Source organism: Rubneribacter sp., from assembly GCF_965361815.1.
In genome coordinates this window covers 60,071-74,517 of record NZ_CBDTNW010000185.1, presented here as the reverse complement: position 1 = coordinate 74,517, position 14,447 = coordinate 60,071, and the positions used below count along the sequence as shown (strand labels likewise).

The 14,447-nt window shown below is 68.6% G+C and carries 15 protein-coding genes; 14 read left to right on the top strand and 1 reads right to left on the bottom strand.

The annotated features are described in order from the left end of the window. Window positions 1-44 precede the first annotated feature (44 nt). A complete protein-coding gene (locus tag ACWKY3_RS13515) occupies window positions 45-437 on the bottom strand; it encodes an SLAC1 family transporter (protein WP_449316917.1) in 393 nt (130 codons plus the stop codon). A 200-nt stretch (window positions 438-637) separates the two neighbouring features. Here ACWKY3_RS13515 and ACWKY3_RS13510 point away from each other — a divergent pair, with 200 nt between their 5' ends. From ACWKY3_RS13510 to ACWKY3_RS13445, 14 genes are all read left to right on the top strand, one after another. Then, the gene (locus ACWKY3_RS13510) at window positions 638-1,516 is read left to right on the top strand and encodes a LysR family transcriptional regulator (RefSeq protein ID WP_449316916.1); all 879 of its coding nucleotides are present in this window, start codon (window positions 638-640) and stop codon (window positions 1,514-1,516) included. Window positions 1,517-1,994: 478 nt separating this feature from the next. Continuing rightward, window positions 1,995-3,116, top strand: a complete 1,122-nt coding sequence (locus ACWKY3_RS13505) for an aldo/keto reductase (protein ID WP_449316915.1) — start codon at window positions 1,995-1,997, stop codon at window positions 3,114-3,116. A gap of 518 nt (window positions 3,117-3,634) precedes the next feature. Then, window positions 3,635-4,723, top strand: coding sequence for a phosphate/phosphite/phosphonate ABC transporter substrate-binding protein (locus ACWKY3_RS13500; RefSeq protein WP_449316914.1), 1,089 nt, complete (start codon window positions 3,635-3,637; stop codon window positions 4,721-4,723). Next, window positions 4,723-5,544: a phosphonate ABC transporter ATP-binding protein gene (gene phnC, locus ACWKY3_RS13495; RefSeq protein ID WP_449316913.1), complete on the top strand. Its 822-nt coding sequence runs from the start codon at window positions 4,723-4,725 to the stop codon at window positions 5,542-5,544. The genes ACWKY3_RS13500 and phnC overlap by 1 nt, the downstream gene beginning before the upstream one ends. Next, window positions 5,541-6,401, top strand: a complete 861-nt coding sequence (locus tag ACWKY3_RS13490; protein ID WP_449316912.1) for a PhnE/PtxC family ABC transporter permease — start codon at window positions 5,541-5,543, stop codon at window positions 6,399-6,401. The genes phnC and ACWKY3_RS13490 overlap by 4 nt, the downstream gene beginning before the upstream one ends. Further along, window positions 6,398-7,360 (top strand): PhnE/PtxC family ABC transporter permease, encoded by a 963-nt coding sequence (locus tag ACWKY3_RS13485; RefSeq protein ID WP_449316911.1) that lies wholly within the window; start codon window positions 6,398-6,400, stop codon window positions 7,358-7,360. Before ACWKY3_RS13490 ends, ACWKY3_RS13485 begins: the two co-directional genes overlap by 4 nt. A 14-nt stretch (window positions 7,361-7,374) precedes the next feature. Further along, window positions 7,375-7,818, top strand: a complete 444-nt coding sequence (phnG, locus tag ACWKY3_RS13480) for a phosphonate C-P lyase system protein PhnG (RefSeq protein ID WP_449316910.1) — start codon at window positions 7,375-7,377, stop codon at window positions 7,816-7,818. Then, window positions 7,818-8,486 carry a phosphonate C-P lyase system protein PhnH gene (phnH, locus tag ACWKY3_RS13475; RefSeq protein WP_449316919.1) on the top strand — a complete coding sequence of 223 codons (669 nt, stop codon included), beginning with the start codon at window positions 7,818-7,820 and terminating at the stop codon, window positions 8,484-8,486. Before phnG ends, phnH begins: the two co-directional genes overlap by 1 nt. Further along, window positions 8,487-9,626: a carbon-phosphorus lyase complex subunit PhnI gene (locus ACWKY3_RS13470; RefSeq protein WP_449316909.1), complete on the top strand. Its 1,140-nt coding sequence runs from the start codon at window positions 8,487-8,489 to the stop codon at window positions 9,624-9,626. After that, entirely contained in the window at window positions 9,610-10,461 is an 852-nt protein-coding gene (locus ACWKY3_RS13465) for an alpha-D-ribose 1-methylphosphonate 5-phosphate C-P-lyase PhnJ (protein WP_449316908.1), read from the top strand. Before ACWKY3_RS13470 ends, ACWKY3_RS13465 begins: the two co-directional genes overlap by 17 nt. Further along, entirely contained in the window at window positions 10,451-11,311 is an 861-nt protein-coding gene (locus ACWKY3_RS13460; RefSeq protein ID WP_449316907.1) for an ATP-binding cassette domain-containing protein, read from the top strand. Before ACWKY3_RS13465 ends, ACWKY3_RS13460 begins: the two co-directional genes overlap by 11 nt. Window positions 11,312-11,423: 112 nt before the next feature. Beyond that, window positions 11,424-12,761: an alpha-D-ribose 1-methylphosphonate 5-triphosphate diphosphatase gene (locus ACWKY3_RS13455; RefSeq protein WP_449316906.1), complete on the top strand. Its 1,338-nt coding sequence runs from the start codon at window positions 11,424-11,426 to the stop codon at window positions 12,759-12,761. Beyond that, window positions 12,758-13,459 carry a phosphonate C-P lyase system protein PhnL gene (locus tag ACWKY3_RS13450; protein ID WP_449316905.1) on the top strand — a complete coding sequence of 234 codons (702 nt, stop codon included), beginning with the start codon at window positions 12,758-12,760 and terminating at the stop codon, window positions 13,457-13,459. Before ACWKY3_RS13455 ends, ACWKY3_RS13450 begins: the two co-directional genes overlap by 4 nt. After that, entirely contained in the window at window positions 13,456-14,241 is a 786-nt protein-coding gene (locus ACWKY3_RS13445; RefSeq protein ID WP_449316904.1) for a PHP domain-containing protein, read from the top strand. Before ACWKY3_RS13450 ends, ACWKY3_RS13445 begins: the two co-directional genes overlap by 4 nt. Window positions 14,242-14,447: the final 206 nt, after the last annotated feature.

Genomic DNA, 14,447 nt, shown 5'->3' with positions numbered 1-14,447 from the left:
TGGACGTGACTCTGCTGGAGGGGTAGCCGCACCGGACGGCGGGCTTATGAGGCTGTCGGAAAAGTGCGCAAGATTCTTGACGGTACCATGAAACGCGCGGTGAACCAGCACATGAGCGCCAAATGCGCTGCCACCGCCGCCGCCCAAAGGGCGAAAGCGAAGCCGAAGGCGAAAGGCGCCAGGTACCCGGACAGCTGCATGAAGGCCATGAACAGCGTGGCGCTCACGCTCGCCATGACGGAGTTGCGCAGGTCGTCGCGGATCGCCTGGGGGAACAGCGCGATCTTCGCCATCAGCAGCGCCACGAGCGCAAACGCCGCCAAGCCGCACGCGACGTGCGCGGCCTCGGTGTAGGGCTGCAACAGGTTGCCGAGCGCGGCCAAGCCCAAAGCCACGCCGGCGATGGGGATGGGGACTTTTTCGATGACGATGCGCATGAGCGGCCTTTCTTCTTGGTTGCGAATATTACGCGCGTTTCCGCATGGCGGATGCGCCGGCGGCCGATCCACGCGAAACGCGCAGAGCTTCCGGCCCGCTCGATATTCTTCCATGTTTGCATGAAAAAGAAAATTAATGTATTTTTATATAACGATTAACTATTTTTATGATAAGCGAGGAGCGCATGCAGGATTTTCGCGTGGAAACCTTCCTGACGGCATGTCGGACCATGAACTACACGCGCGCAGCGGAGGAGCTGCGCATCACGCAGCCGGCAGTGTCCCAGCATATTGCGCACCTGGAACGAGTCTACGGCGCGCGGCTGTTCGAGTACCGCGGCAAAAGACTCAGCCTGACGCCCGAGGGGCGCATGCTGCGCGATGCGCTGTCCGTCATGGTGCACGACGAGGCGCTTTTGCGGAATCGCATAGCCGCCGCGGCCTCCGGGGCGCTTGTGGAGCTTGCCGTCGGCATGACGCTCACGGCGGGGGAGTACCTGGTGGCCGCTCCGCTTGCGGAGTATTTGGCACGGCATCCGGAATACCGGGCCGCCGTGCGGTCCGGGGACACCCAGGAGCTGCTCGGGTTGCTGGATGCGGGGACGATAGACTGCGCTTTTGTCGAAGGGTTCTTCGACAAAAGCTCGTACGCCTGGAACGTCTACCGCAGCGAGCGGTTCGTGTGCGTGTGCGCGCCGGGCCACAAGTTCGCCCGGTATCCGCAGACGCTGGAGGACATGCTGGACGAGCACGTGCTGGTGAGGGAACCGGGGTCGGGCACGCGCGCGGTGCTCGAGCACGCCCTTGCCGCGCGCAACTTGACCGTGGACGGGTTCCGGCGGACGAGCGAGGTGGAGAGCCTGAACGTCATCAAGGCGTTTGCGGAGCGGGATTTGGGGATCGCGTTTTTGTACGAGGCCGCGGTCAGGCGAGAGGTTGCGGCCGGCACGCTGCGCGTCGTGGAGCTGGACGGGTTCGATGTGCGGCACGACATCAGCTTCGTCCGCCTGCCCGACAGCGCGTTCGAAGCCGAATTCCGCCTTCTGTTCGAAGAGCTGACCGCCCGCGCCCCCGCGTAGCCTCCGTCCCCGTCGCGCGGTTGCGCCTGTGGACCCGCAAGCCCGTCCCGCCCGCGGACCCGCCCGCGCCCGCAAGTTCGCAAGCCCGTCCCGCTGTCTCCCGCAAACCCGTCCCGCCTGCGCGCCCGCCCGCGTGCGTAAGCTCGTCCCGCCTGCGCGCCCGCCCGCGTGCGCAAGCCCATCCCGCCTGCGCGCCCGTGTGCGCAAGCCCATTCCGCCAGCGTACCCATTCGCGCCCGCCTCTTTTCTCGGGCCGAATGTTTCACGTGAAACATTCGTTTCAATCGCGCGTTTCAACGCGGGAAATGTTTCACGTGAAACATTTTGCCCGCAACGAGGTTTTCCCGAAATGCGTACGGATGTTTCACGTGAAACATCCACCCCCGTGCGATTCGCCGTCTTTTGCGCGGGCAGGGCTTGACTTGGAGTGCGCTCGAAGCCTTATGATCTTCTCGCCATCAGACGAGAGGAGCACAGTATGACCCCCGAACTTGCTGCAACCCCGAAGCTCGGCTTCGGCTGCATGCGCCTGCCGCTTACGGATCCCGCCGACCAGAAGTCCATCGACATCGAGCACTTCAAGCAAATGGTCGACGCGTTCATGGACGCGGGCGGCACGTATTTCGACACCGCGTTCGTCTACCACGAGGGCGCGTCGGAGACGGCTTTGCGCCAGGCGCTGGTGGAGCGCTATCCGCGCGAGTCGTTCACCATAGCCACGAAGTGCCTGGCCTGGGCCATCGGCAGCGCCGAGGAGGCGAAAAGCTGCCTGGACACCTCGCTTGAGCGCCTGGGCACCAATTACGTGGACTTCTACCTGCTGCACAACGTGGGCGGCCCGCGCACCGCGAAGTTCGACGAATACGGCATGTGGGACTTCGTGAAGGAGCAGAAGGCGGCCGGCCGCATCCGCCACTGGGGTTTCAGCATGCACGACGGTCCGGAGACGCTCGACGAGCTGCTCACGGCGCACCCCGATGCCGAGTTCGTGCAGCTGCAGGTGAACTACCTTGATTGGGAGGATCCCGTCACCCAGTCCCGCGCCTGCATGGAGGTGGCCGCGAAGCACGGCGTGCCCGTGATCGTCATGGAGCCCGCGCGCGGCGGCCGCCTGGCCGAGCTGCCCGAGGCCGCAGCCGCGCCTCTCAAGGCCGCGAACCCCGATGCGCCGCTGGTGTCGTGGGCGTACCGCTTCTGCATGAACCAGCCCAACGTGCTTACCGTGCTCTCTGGCATGTCCACCATCGACCAGGCGCGCGAGAACGCGGAGCTGCTGCGCGACGGCGGGCCGTTCTCGCCCGATGAGCAGGCCGCGCTCGATCAGGCCGCGTCCATCCTTCGCGGCATGGCGAACATCCCGTGCACGAACTGCCGTTACTGCGTGAAGGAATGCCCGCAGGGCGTGGGCATCCCCGAGATCATGAACCTGCTCAACCTCGAGCTTATGACCGAGAACCGCGCCTTCGCCAAGGAGCTGTACAGCTGGCAGGCCGTCAAGCCCGCCTCGGAGTGCATCGCGTGCGGCGCTTGCGAGGCCATGTGCCCCCAAAGCATCGACATTATCCACCAGCTGGAAGTGGCCGCCGACCACTTCGAGTAGGCTCGCGCGAGGGGCGCCCTTCTGCGGAGGGGCGCCCCTCGTTTTCCACGCCGCCGCTGTCCTCTCCCTGCGCGCCGACAGCTCGCCGCCCCAGCCCCCCGCGCCGACAGCCGCCCGCGCCCGTCCGTCGCAGGAGGCTCTTTCGCCCGGCGTCTCAGGCGGGGTATCCGTCCGGCGCTGCCCGCTTGACGGCCGCCGCCCCTCTTCCGCCGCCCGCCCCTGCGTCGGCACCCTGCTCCCGTGCCCCCCGCCTCTGCGCCCCCGCCCCCCGAGCGTCCTCCCGTCGTCTCCGTAAAAACTTCCGCATCCCGAAAAACGCCCTACCACCTGCGATTTTTCAAAAGCATGGCCGACTTCTGACGCATGCTTTGCCTGAAGTTGGCCCCATCTTTACGTGCCTGTGAACCCTTCCTTACCGGCGTTGCCTACCATTGGCCAAGCGCGCCGGCCCGGCTGGCGCGCCCGACGGAACAGACATCCGGCGCGAGGGCGCTCGGAGGCACGAAAGGAAGAGGAGCATGGCAAACGGGTTCTTGAGCAGGCGCAGCTTCATTGTGGGGGGCGCGGCTCTGGCGATGGCGGGTGAGTTCGGCGCGCTGACGGGCTGCACGGCCAGCGGCAGCGGCGCGGCGGCGGGCGCGGCGGCGGCGAACGAGGGCGGCGCATCCGAGGACGGTCCCATCACCATGGTGTGGCTGCCCGACAACTCGTCGGCGGACCTGACCTCGTCGCGCGAAGCCGTCGGCGCGGCCATCACGGCGGCGTGCGGCCGCCAGGCCGAGCTTCTGACCACCACCGACTACAACGTGGCCATCGAGGCCATCGCATCGGGCAAGGCGCAGATGGCGCTTCTGGGGCCCGAGGGCTACGTCCAGGCCAACAAGAAGAACCCCAGCGTGCAGGCCGCGTTCACCAACAGCGACGAGGACGGCGGGCTTGAGGGCGCGTGCTACTACAGCCGCATCTGCGTGCGCACCGAGGACGCCGAGCGTTACAAGAGCGGCTCCGACTACTCCATCGAGAACATCAAAGGCGGCTCGTTCTCGTTCGTGTCGGCCACGTCCACCTCGGGCTTCAAAGTGCCTTCGAGCGCCATCGTGGAAGAGTTCGGCCTGGACGGCTCCGATGCGCTGCTGGAGGCGGGCGGTTTTTTCAGCGAGGTGCTGTTCGGCAACTCGCACGTGGGGTCGGCGGTGAACCTGCTGGCGGGTGATGTGGATGCGGCCGCTTTCGACGACGTGGACGTGGACATGTACCTGGACCTCGTGTCCGGCGAGGCCAACAGCGTGGGCGCGGTGTACAAGGCCAAAGACGACGCCGAGGCCCCCATGGACGCGGTGCGCGGCAAGAGCTTCACCATCATCGCGGTCACGCCGGTGCTGAACTCGCCTATCTGCTTCAACGAGGAGGCGCTGCCCAGCGAGGATCGCGAGGCCATCATCGCGCACTTCTGCTCCGACGAGGTGGCGAACAACGAGCAGATCTTCGTCGATCCCGACGACGAGAACGCGAAGGGCCTGTTCGAGAAAGACTCCGAAAGGACCTGCTTCGTAAAGACCGATGACGCTTGGTACGATCCCATCCGCAAGCTGGGCGGGGCCGCGTGATGGCCGCCACCGAGCCCCTGCTGACCCTGCGCGGCGTGACGAAGAGCTACGATGGCTGGTCGAAGGCCCTCGACGACGTGTCGCTTTCCGTGGCGCGCGGCGAGTTCGTGAGCATCATCGGCTCGTCGGGCGCGGGCAAATCCACGCTTTTGCGGTGTGTGAACCGCCTCATCGACCCCACGATGGGCGCGGTGATGTTCGACGGCGAGGACGTCACCTGCGTGCGCGGCCGTAAGCTCCGCCAGGCGCGCCGCCGCATCGCGATGGTGTTTCAGCACTACAACCTGGTGTATCACGCCACGGCCATCGAAAACGTGCTGCAGGGCCGGCTGGGTTACAAGTCCGCGCCGGCGGGAATGCTGGGCTTGTTCAGCGAAGAGGAGAAGCGCCGCGCGTTTGAGATCCTTGACCAGGTGGGGTTGGCCGACTTCGCCTACACGCGCGCCGACCAGCTTTCCGGCGGGCAGAAGCAGCGCGTGGGCATCGCCCGCGCGCTCGTGCAGGATCCGCTGCTCATGCTGGCCGACGAGCCCATCGCCAGCTTGGACCCGCGCTCGTCGCGCACGGTGATGGAGCATCTGCGCTGGGCCGCCGACGAGCTGGGCGTGGCATGCCTGGTGAACCTGCACCAGGTGGATTACGCGCGCGAGTTCTCCGACCGCATCGTGGCGCTCAAGGAGGGCCGGCTTGTGTTCGACGGCGCGCCGGAGAGCTTGGACGCGGACGCCATCGCCGACATCTACGGCGCCGATCCCGAGGCGCCCGACCAGGCTGCGCGCCCTGCGGCCGCCTCTTGCGCCCCCGAGGGGGTGGCGGCATGACGGAGCGCGCGCTGAACCCCGCGTCGCGGCTTTCGTCCCTGCGCTCGCGCGCGTCGCGTCGGCGCGGGGGATACGACGGCTCGTTCTTCCGGCGCAGGATGGCGGCCGTCGCGTGCGCGGCGCTGGCGTGCGCGGCGTTGGGCGCGCTGTCGGGAACCTACGTGGGCTTCGACTTCGCGCAGGCGGCGTTCGAGGTGCCGGGCGGGTTCGCCTGGATGCTCGCGCAGTTCGTTCCCACCGCCGCTTCGCTGGAGAAGCTCGGCTCCATCCTGCCCGCGCTCGGTTCCACCGTGCTCGCGTCCGTCGCGTCGAGCTGCACCGCCGCCGTGCTGGCCTACGCGTGCGCGGTCTTGGGGTCGCGCACGGCGGGGGTGGGCGGCCCGGTGGCGCCCATCGTGCGGGCCATCGCCTCGCTTTTCCGCAACATCCCGGTGGTGGCCTGGGCGTTCATTTTGCTGTTCTCGTTCAAGCAGAGCGAGTTCACCGGGTTCTTCGCGCTGTTTTTGACCAGCTTCGGCTATCTGACGCGCTGTTTTCTGGAAAGCATCGACGAGATGAGCGCCGGCCCGGTGGAGGCTTTGTGCGCCGTGGGCGCAAGCTACGGGCAGATTGTGGCGCAGGCCGTGGTGCCGCTGAGCATCACGTCCGTGGTCAGCTGGGTGCTCTACATGATAGAGACGAACATCCGCGACGCCACGCTCATCGGCATCCTCACGGGGACGGGCATCGGGTTTGTGTTCGACATCTACTACAAAAGCTTTCGCTACGACGTGGCGGGCCTGGTCATCCTCTGCATCATCGCGGTGGTGGTGGCCTGCGAGCTTGCGTCGAACCACGTGAGGAGGCAGATCATATGACGGGCGTTGCGGACAAGGTGATGGCGCGGGCCGTGGCCGCCTCCGTCGCGGAGGACGCGGGCGCCCCCCGCCGCGCTTCGGCCGACATGCTGGGCGTGGGGGCCGGGGCCGCCGCCGCGCCCGGCGCGCCCGGTGCGCGCATAGCGCGCTCGGGCAGGATCAAGGTGCACGTGGCCAGCCGCTCCAACACGGCGCTGCACGCGGTGCTCGGCGCGCTCGCGCTGACGACGGTGTTCGCGCTTGCCGTGATGGACTACGGGAAGGTGCCGTTCGGCGAGGCGCTGGCCGCCGCCGCGGGCGATTTCGCCCAGATGATGCTGCAGCCGGGGCTGGCCGGTCACTTCACGCTGCCCGACGTTGCGGAGGGCTTGTTCGTGTCGCTGGCGCTGGCGCTGCTCACCACGCTCATCGGCGCCGTCGCGGCCTTTCTGCTGGGGCTTTTGGCGGCTTCCAACCTGTCGAGCAAAGCCGTGAGCAACGCCGTCAAGGTGGTCATGTCCGCGGCGCGCGCCGTGCCCACCATCTTGTGGGTGCTCGTGTTCAGCGTGGCCATAGGGCTGGGGCCGGAGGCCGCTGTGACGGGCCTTCTGTTCCACAGCGTGGCCTACCTGGTGAAAGCCTACTCGGAAAGCTTCGAGGAGGTGGACCCGGGCGTGGTGGAGGCGCTGCGCGCGTCCGGCGCGTCATGGTGGCAGGTGGTGTTTCAGGGCGTGGTGCCCGAGAAGGTGAACGAGATGCTGTCGTGGACGTTCATCCGCTTCGAGATCAACTTCGTGAACGCCGTGGCCGTGGGCGCGGTGGCGGGGGCGGGCGGCATCGGCTACCAGCTGTTCTTGGCGGGCAGCTTTTACTACAACATCCACGAGGTGGGGCTGATCGTGTACCTGTGCCTGGCCGTGGCGGTGGCGCTTGAGCTTGCGGCCACCAAGCTGCGCAAGCGCCACCTGGTGCAACGATGAAAGGAGATCGGAAGATGAGGCGGTATCGACGCACCCGCGCGCTCGTGGAGGGCGATGCGAACCTGGTGCGGGAGATCGTGCGCGAGGCCGAGGCTGCGGCGGGGGAGGGCGGCATCGCCGTGCTTGACGAGCCGAACGAGGAGCTGGTGATGCTGCAGGTGCGCGAGACGGCGCGAGGGAGCCGCTTCTACCTGGGCGAGGCGCTCATGACCTCGTGCCGGGTGCGCCTGGCGGGCGCGGTGGGATATGGGCTGGTGCTCGGCGGCGACCGGTGCCGCGCCTACGAGTTGGCCGTGGCCGACGCGGCGTTCTCCGGTCCCGACGGCGAGCGCTGGGCCGCGCGGTGGGACGGGCGCCTGGAGCGCGAGCTGGCGGCCGTCGAGGCGCGCGAGGCCGACCAAGCGCGCCGCGCGGCGTTGACGAAGGTGGACTTCTCCACGATGGAGGTGGACTTGTGATGATTTCGGAGGATGCGGAGCTGCATCGCGCCCAGCGGGCGTTCCGCAGCGTGCTCGACGCGTTCGCGCGTCCGGGCACGATCGGACGGGTGGAGCCCGCGCCGGACAACCCCGCGCGTCCGGCGGCGCTCGGCGGCGCGCTGGAGGCTGCGGTGCGGCTGTTCGTGGATCAGGCGGTGTCGTTCGCCGTGGCCGACACGGAAGCTGATGAGATGGCATCTTATCTGGTCAGCGAAACGCATGCGCGTCGTTTGCCCGTGCCCGACGCGGATTTCGTGGTGGTGCCGGCCCGCGCTGATGCGCGCACGGCGTTCCAAGCGGTGCGGGAGGCGTGCCCCGGCACGCTCGCCTCGCCCGAGAAGGGGGCGTTTCTGCTTGTGGGCTGCGCGCAGCTGGCCGAAGGCGGAACGCAGGCCGCCTTGCGCGAGGTGGAGTTGAGCGGGCCTGGCGTGCGCGGGACGCGGCGGTTCTCGGTCGATCGCGTCGAGTGGCTTGCGGCCCGCGACGCGCGCGCCGACGAGTTCCCCTGCGGCGTTGAGATCCTGCTCGTGGACGGCGAGGGGCGCGTGGCGGCGGTGCCGCGCAGCTCGCAGGCGCGCCTGGTGCAGGCGGGCGTGGACACTTCGGCGCAGGCGGGCGCCGTCGGATTGACGGGGGAGGTGCGCTGAATGGGCTACGTGGCGGTTCGCGGCGGCGGCAAGGCCATCGAGGCCAGCCTCGCGCTGCTTGAGCACGAGCGCGTGCGCTCGTCGGCCCCTTGGGGCACCGAGGACATAGAGGGAACCTTCCCCGAACTGATCGACCAGGTTATGGGCGAGGCGTCGCTGTACGCCCCGCGTTTGGCGGCGCTCGCGCTCAAGCAGGCCCAGGGCTCTCCCGACGAGGCCGTGTTCCTGCTGCGCGCCTTTCGCTCCACGCTTGAGCGGCCCTACGTGTCGCGTCCCATCGATACGGGTCGGATGCGCGCCCAGCGGCGCGTGTCGGCGGCGTTCAAAGATGTGCCCGGCGGCCAGCTGCTCGGCGCCACGCGCGACTACAGCCATCGGCTGCTGGCGTTCGATCTGGAAACCGAAGGCCCCAAGGAGCTGGCCGCCAAGCGCGCCGCGTACGAGCGCCGCTTCGCCGAGGCGGCGCGCGAGGTGCCCGAGCAGCCGACGGAGCTGCCGCGCGTGCTGGACTACCTGCGCGCCGAAGGGCTGGTTTCCCCGCGCGTCCAAGACGACACCGCGCCCGTCGACGCCACCATGGCGCCGCTGTCGTTCCCCGCGCCGCGCTCGGTGCGGCTCCAAACGCTCGCGCGCGGCATGACCCAGGCCGTCGAGGCGCTGGGCTACGCGGCGATACGCGGCTTCGGCCCCTCGCATCCCACCGTGGGCGAGCTGCGCGCGGGGCGCGCGGCCGTGGCGGTGGACCATCCGGTGAGCCCGGGCGGCGAGGAGGACGCGTACTACCTGGGCAGCGTGCCGCTCACCGAGGTGGAAAGCGTGTTCGCCTCCGAGGGCGAGGCGGACGGCACGGACGCGCGCATGACGTTCGAGGTGGGATACGGCCTGGTCATGGGGCGTGCCGAAACGAAGGCCATCGCCATGAGCGTGCTCGACCACTGCCTGGAGCACGGGGACGCGCGCTTTCCCACCGAGGACGAGGAGTTCGTGCTCTACCATGTGGACGGCGTGGAGGCCACCGGCTTCATCTCCCATCTCAAGCTGCCCCACTACGTGACGTTCCAATCGAAGCTCGCAAGCGCCCGCGCCACGGTCGCGGCGTGCGACGAAGGGGAGGAGGCCCGCGATGCGGCAGCGCTATAACTACGCGTTTTTCGACGAGGCGTCGAAACGCGAGATCCGCCGCGCCATCGTCAAAGGCGTGTCCATTCCCGGCTACCAGGTGCCCTTCGCCTCGCGCGAGATGCCCATCGGCCGCGGCTGGGGCACGGGCGGTTTGCAGGTCACGCTCAGCCTCATCGGGCGCGGCGACGTGCTCAAGGTCATCGACCAAGGCTCCGACGACAGCGTGAACGCCGTCAACATCAAAAAGCTCGTCGCGGCCACCACCGACGTCCAGACGACCGACGCCACCGAAAAGGCCACCATCGTCCAGTCGCGCCATCGCATCCCCGAGCGTCCGCTGCGCGCCGACCAGGTGCTGGTGCTGCAAGTGCCCACGCCCGAGCCGCTGCGCAGCTTCGAGCCGAGCGAGGCCGTCACGCGCCGCCTGCACGCCGAGGCCGATTACACCGGTGCGTGGCTTGAGCTGTTCGACCAGATCGTGCGCTTCGACATGACCACGACGGGCGCCGACCATCCCGTGCTCGTGAACGGCCGCTACGTCATGGCTCCCTCGCCCATCCCGCGCTTCGACAACATGAAGCTTCACCAAGCCGAGCATCTCACGCTCTTCGGCGCGGGGCGCGAGAAGAAGATCTACGCCGTGCCTCCCCACACCGACGTGCGCCCGCTCGACTTCGACGACCACCCCTTCTCCGTGGAGCGCTTCGAGGGCAAGCGCTGCCGCCTCTGCGGCGCGCAGGGCGTGTACCTGGACGAGTTGGTTGACGAGGCCACGGGGCGGACGTACCACCAGTGCAACGACACGGCGCACTGCGCAAGCCGCCGCGAGAAAGGAGCCGTCCATGAGCGATGAGCGACGCTTTGGCGATGACGAGCAGCCGTGCTTGTCCGTGCGCCACCTGACGAAGCGCTTCGGCGCGGGTTGCGCGCACTGCCTTGACCCGGCGGCCCAGCTCGAGCGCAACGTGTGCCCGCGCTGCAAAACGGTCCACGCCGTGCGCGATGCGAGCCTGGACGTGTTCCCCGGCGAGATCGTGGGCATCGTGGGCGAGTCGGGCAGCGGCAAATCAACCCTGATGAAGTGCCTCTACTTCGATGAGGAGGCCACGGGAGGCGATGTGCGCGCGCTGCCGTGCGGCAACGGCGCGGCCAACCTGCTCACGTTGTCGCCCCAGCACCGGCGCGCTGTTCGCAACACGGTGTTCGGCATGGTGTACCAGAACCCCTACCTGGGGCTTCGCATGGATTTCTCCAGCTTGTCGAACATTGCCGAGCAGATGATAGCCGCCGGCGGCCGCAACGTGGGCGCCATGCGCGGCCGCGGCGAGGAGCTGCTTTCGCGCGTGAACATCCCGCTTTCGCGCGCCTCCTGCGCTCCGCGCCTGTTCTCGGGCGGCATGCAGCAACGCGTGCAGATAGCCAAGGCGCTGTCGAACAACCCGCCCATCCTGCTGCTTGACGAGGTGACCACGGGCTTGGATCTTTCCGTGCAGGCCAGCGTGCTCGACCTCATCCAGCAGATCAGGCGCGACTCGAACGTGAGCATGCTCGTGGTCAGCCACGACCTGGGCGTCATTCGCATGCTGGCCGACCGCACGCTCGTCATGCTGGACGGCCGCGTCATCGAAAGCGGCCTGACCGACCAGATATTGGAGGACCCCCAGCATCCCTACACCCAGCAGCTTGTCTACTCCTTGCTCTGACGTGAAAGGAGCGCGCCGTGCGCTGCGGGGCGCCGGGGCGCCCGATCTCGGCACCCCGGCGCCCCCCCGCTGACGCACTGCGCCAACTGCTATCTTCTGAAAGGAACCTTCTATGGACGCTAACTCCTGCATCATCCGCGGCGGCACGGTGGTGTGCGCCGACCGCGTGCTTCCCGGCCACGACGTGGTGATCGTCGACGGGCGCATCGCCGCCGTCGAACCCACCCCCGCCGACCGGGACGGCGATTTCGGCCCGCAGCCCGACGCCGTGATGGGCATGCTGCCCGTGGTGGACGCGCGCGGGGCCTACGTGGCTCCCGGCCTTGTGGACATCCATTCCGATTACGTGGAGAACGTGGCCTCGCCGCGCCCGAGCGTGGTCATGGACTTGGCCACCTCGCTGTACAAGGCCGACCGCGAGCTGGTGTCGCACGGCGTCACCACCATCTACCACTCGCTGTCCGTGTACGGCGCGCGCATCTTCGACCACAAGCCCATCCGCGACTTCGGCAACGTGAGCGCGCTCATCGAGCGCGTGGCCGGTATGCGCGCCACCGAGGAGCGCGACCACCTCATCCGCCACCGCCTGCACGTGCGCGTTGAGCTGGACTCGGTGGACCTCTACGACGAGGTGGAGGGCTATCTGCGCTCCGGGAAGGTGGATCTGGTCTCGTTCATGGACCACACGCCCGGACAGGGGCAGTACCGCGACCTGCTGCTGTTCGGCGACACGCTCAAAGGCTACCGCGACGTCACCGACGAGGAGGTGCGCGACATCATCCGCATGCAGCAGGAGAGCGAAAAGCTCACCTACGCCCAGATAACGCAGCTGGCGGCCATCGCGCGCGAGCGCGGCGTGTCCATCGCCTCGCATGACGACGACAGCGAGGAGAAGCTGGCGTTCATGGACGGCCTGGAGGCCTCCATCTCCGAGTTCCCCATCACGCTCGACATCGCCCGCGCCGCCCGCGCCCGCGGCATGCACGCCGTGGCCGGCGCGCCGAACGTGCTGCTGGGCCGCAGCCATTCGGGCAACCTCTCGGCGCGCGAGGCGGTGGCGGCCGGGGCCGTGGACGTGCTGTGCAGCGACTACTATCCGGCGGCTTTGCTCGACGCGGTGTTCGTGCTGCACCGGACGTGCGACATCGACCTGGCCCGCGCGTTCTCGCTCGTCAGCGTGAACCCGGCCAAGGCGGCGGGCATCGCCGACGAGGTGGGCTCCATCGCGGTGGGCAAGCGCGCCGACGTGCTGCTGGTGCGCGAGATCGCCTGCGAGCGGACGGGCGGGCAGGGCGCGCCGCGCACGATGCCGGCGGTCACGCGCGCGTTCGTGGGCGGGCGGTCGGTGTTCCGCTCCCATTACCCCGATCAGCCCCTCGGTTACGGGCGCGAGGCGCGCGAGGAGCGGCGCGGGGAGCGGCCCTTGGCTGCGCAGGGGGTGCGCCGATGACGCCGCTTCTGAGCATCGAGGGCCTGTCGAAGTCCTTCACGCTCCATCGGGTGGGGCGGCGCATCCAGGGCTGCCAGGGCATCGACTTGCGCATCGATTCCGGATCGTTCGTGGGCATCACGGGGCGCAGCGGCAGCGGGAAGTCCACCATCCTGCGCTGCATCTGGCGCACGAACCTGCCCGAGCAAGGGCGCATCCTGTACGACTCGGCCCGGTTCGGCCTCATCGACCTGGCGCAGGCATCCCAGCGCCAGATGCTCTACCTGCGCGCCTACGAGCTGGGCTACGTGTCGCAGTTCCTCAACGCCCTTCCGCGCCAGACGGCTTACGAGATCGTGCTGGCCAGCGCGCTTGAGGCGCACGGCGCCGCCGAGCGCGCCCGCGCCGAGCGCCAGACCGAGGACATGCTACGCCATTTCGACCTGGACGAGGAGCTGTGGGAGCTGTACCCCCGCACGTTCTCGGGCGGCGAGAAGCTGCGCCTCAACATCGCCGCCGCCATGATCAAGCGCCCGCGCCTGCTTCTGCTCGACGAGCCCACCGCCTCGCTCGACGACGCGTCCAAGCTCAAGGTGCGCGCCCTTATCGAGCGGCTCAAGGGGGAGGGCGCCACCATGCTCGGCATCTTCCACGACCTTGCGTTCATGGAGGGGCTTTGCGATCATGAGTTCAACATGCAGGAAGGGATGCTGACATGATGGACCTCCACGTCCACACCACCGCCTCGGACGGCTCCGACACCTTCGAGCAGGTGCTCGACCAGGCGCGCGGCCGCGGCGTTGGGCGCGTGGCGTTCACGAACCACGACACCACGCGCGGCCTGGCCGAGGCGGCCTCGCTCGGCGCGCGCTTCGGCGTGGAGGTGGTGGGCGGCATCGAGGTGAGCGCCTACGACTTCGAGCGCGACCGCAAGGTGCACGTGCTGGGGTACGGGCTTGCGGAAGGGTCGCCTGCCGTGGAGGCGCTGTGCGCACCTGTGCTCGAGCGCCGCAACGCCAACTCGCTGTGGCAGCTCGACCGCCTGGTGGAGGCGGGCTTGGAAGTGGACGTCGACCGCGCGCTCGCGCTTGCGGCGGCGTCCGGCTGCCTGTACAAGCAGCACCTCATGGCGGCCCTCACCGACGAGCCGCATCCCAGCCCGGCGTACCGCGCGCTCTACCGCAGCCTGTTCAAGGACGGTGGCATCTGCGACCGCGACATCGCCTACGTGGACGCGCGCGACGCCGTGCGCGCCATCGTGGAGGACGGGGGCGCGGCCGTGCTCGCGCATCCCGGCCAGCTGGACAGCTACGATTTGGTTCCCGCGCTTGCGGACTGCGGCCTGTCGGGCATCGAGCGGGCGCATCCCGACCACGGCCCCGCCGATCGCGAGCGTTGCGAGGAGCTGGCCCGGCGCCACGGCTTGTTCTGCACCGCCGGGTCCGACTACCACGGCGCCTTCGGCAGCGTGCCCTCCGTCGGATTCCGCGTTTCCTTGTAAGGCCGCGCGCCTCCCGGCGTCGACCGGGAGGCGTCCCGGGGCGGAAGACGCCCCGAAGGCGGAAAGCTGCCCGCCCCCGGCGGGCTCGTTCGCGACCTCCCTTGCCCCGCGCGTTCTCGCCATCGCGCGAGGATCCGGACGCCTCCCCTCCCTCTCGCCGTCGCGCGAGGCCCCGGAGGCCCCCTCCCTCTCGCTTCCGCGATGGC

Bases quoted from the DNA above. Each gene is read 5' to 3' on its own strand.
- ACWKY3_RS13450 (WP_449316905.1), top strand. From the start codon at position 12,758: ATGACGCCGCTTCTGAGCATCGAGGGCCTGTCGAAGTCCTTCACGCTC.
- ACWKY3_RS13485 (WP_449316911.1), top strand. From the start codon at position 6,398: ATGACGGGCGTTGCGGACAAGGTGATGGCGCGGGCCGTGGCCGCCTCC.
- ACWKY3_RS13445 (WP_449316904.1), top strand. From the start codon at position 13,456: ATGATGGACCTCCACGTCCACACCACCGCCTCGGACGGCTCCGACACC.
- phnH (WP_449316919.1), top strand. From the start codon at position 7,818: ATGATTTCGGAGGATGCGGAGCTGCATCGCGCCCAGCGGGCGTTCCGC.
- ACWKY3_RS13505 (WP_449316915.1), top strand. From the start codon at position 1,995: ATGACCCCCGAACTTGCTGCAACCCCGAAGCTCGGCTTCGGCTGCATG.
- ACWKY3_RS13465 (WP_449316908.1), top strand. From the start codon at position 9,610: ATGCGGCAGCGCTATAACTACGCGTTTTTCGACGAGGCGTCGAAACGC.
- ACWKY3_RS13470 (WP_449316909.1), top strand. From the start codon at position 8,487: ATGGGCTACGTGGCGGTTCGCGGCGGCGGCAAGGCCATCGAGGCCAGC.
- phnC (WP_449316913.1), top strand. From the start codon at position 4,723: ATGGCCGCCACCGAGCCCCTGCTGACCCTGCGCGGCGTGACGAAGAGC.
- ACWKY3_RS13515 (WP_449316917.1), bottom strand. From the start codon at position 437: ATGCGCATCGTCATCGAAAAAGTCCCCATCCCCATCGCCGGCGTGGCT.
- ACWKY3_RS13455 (WP_449316906.1), top strand. From the start codon at position 11,424: ATGGACGCTAACTCCTGCATCATCCGCGGCGGCACGGTGGTGTGCGCC.
- ACWKY3_RS13490 (WP_449316912.1), top strand. From the start codon at position 5,541: ATGACGGAGCGCGCGCTGAACCCCGCGTCGCGGCTTTCGTCCCTGCGC.
- ACWKY3_RS13460 (WP_449316907.1), top strand. From the start codon at position 10,451: ATGAGCGATGAGCGACGCTTTGGCGATGACGAGCAGCCGTGCTTGTCC.
- ACWKY3_RS13500 (WP_449316914.1), top strand. From the start codon at position 3,635: ATGGCAAACGGGTTCTTGAGCAGGCGCAGCTTCATTGTGGGGGGCGCG.
- phnG (WP_449316910.1), top strand. From the start codon at position 7,375: ATGAGGCGGTATCGACGCACCCGCGCGCTCGTGGAGGGCGATGCGAAC.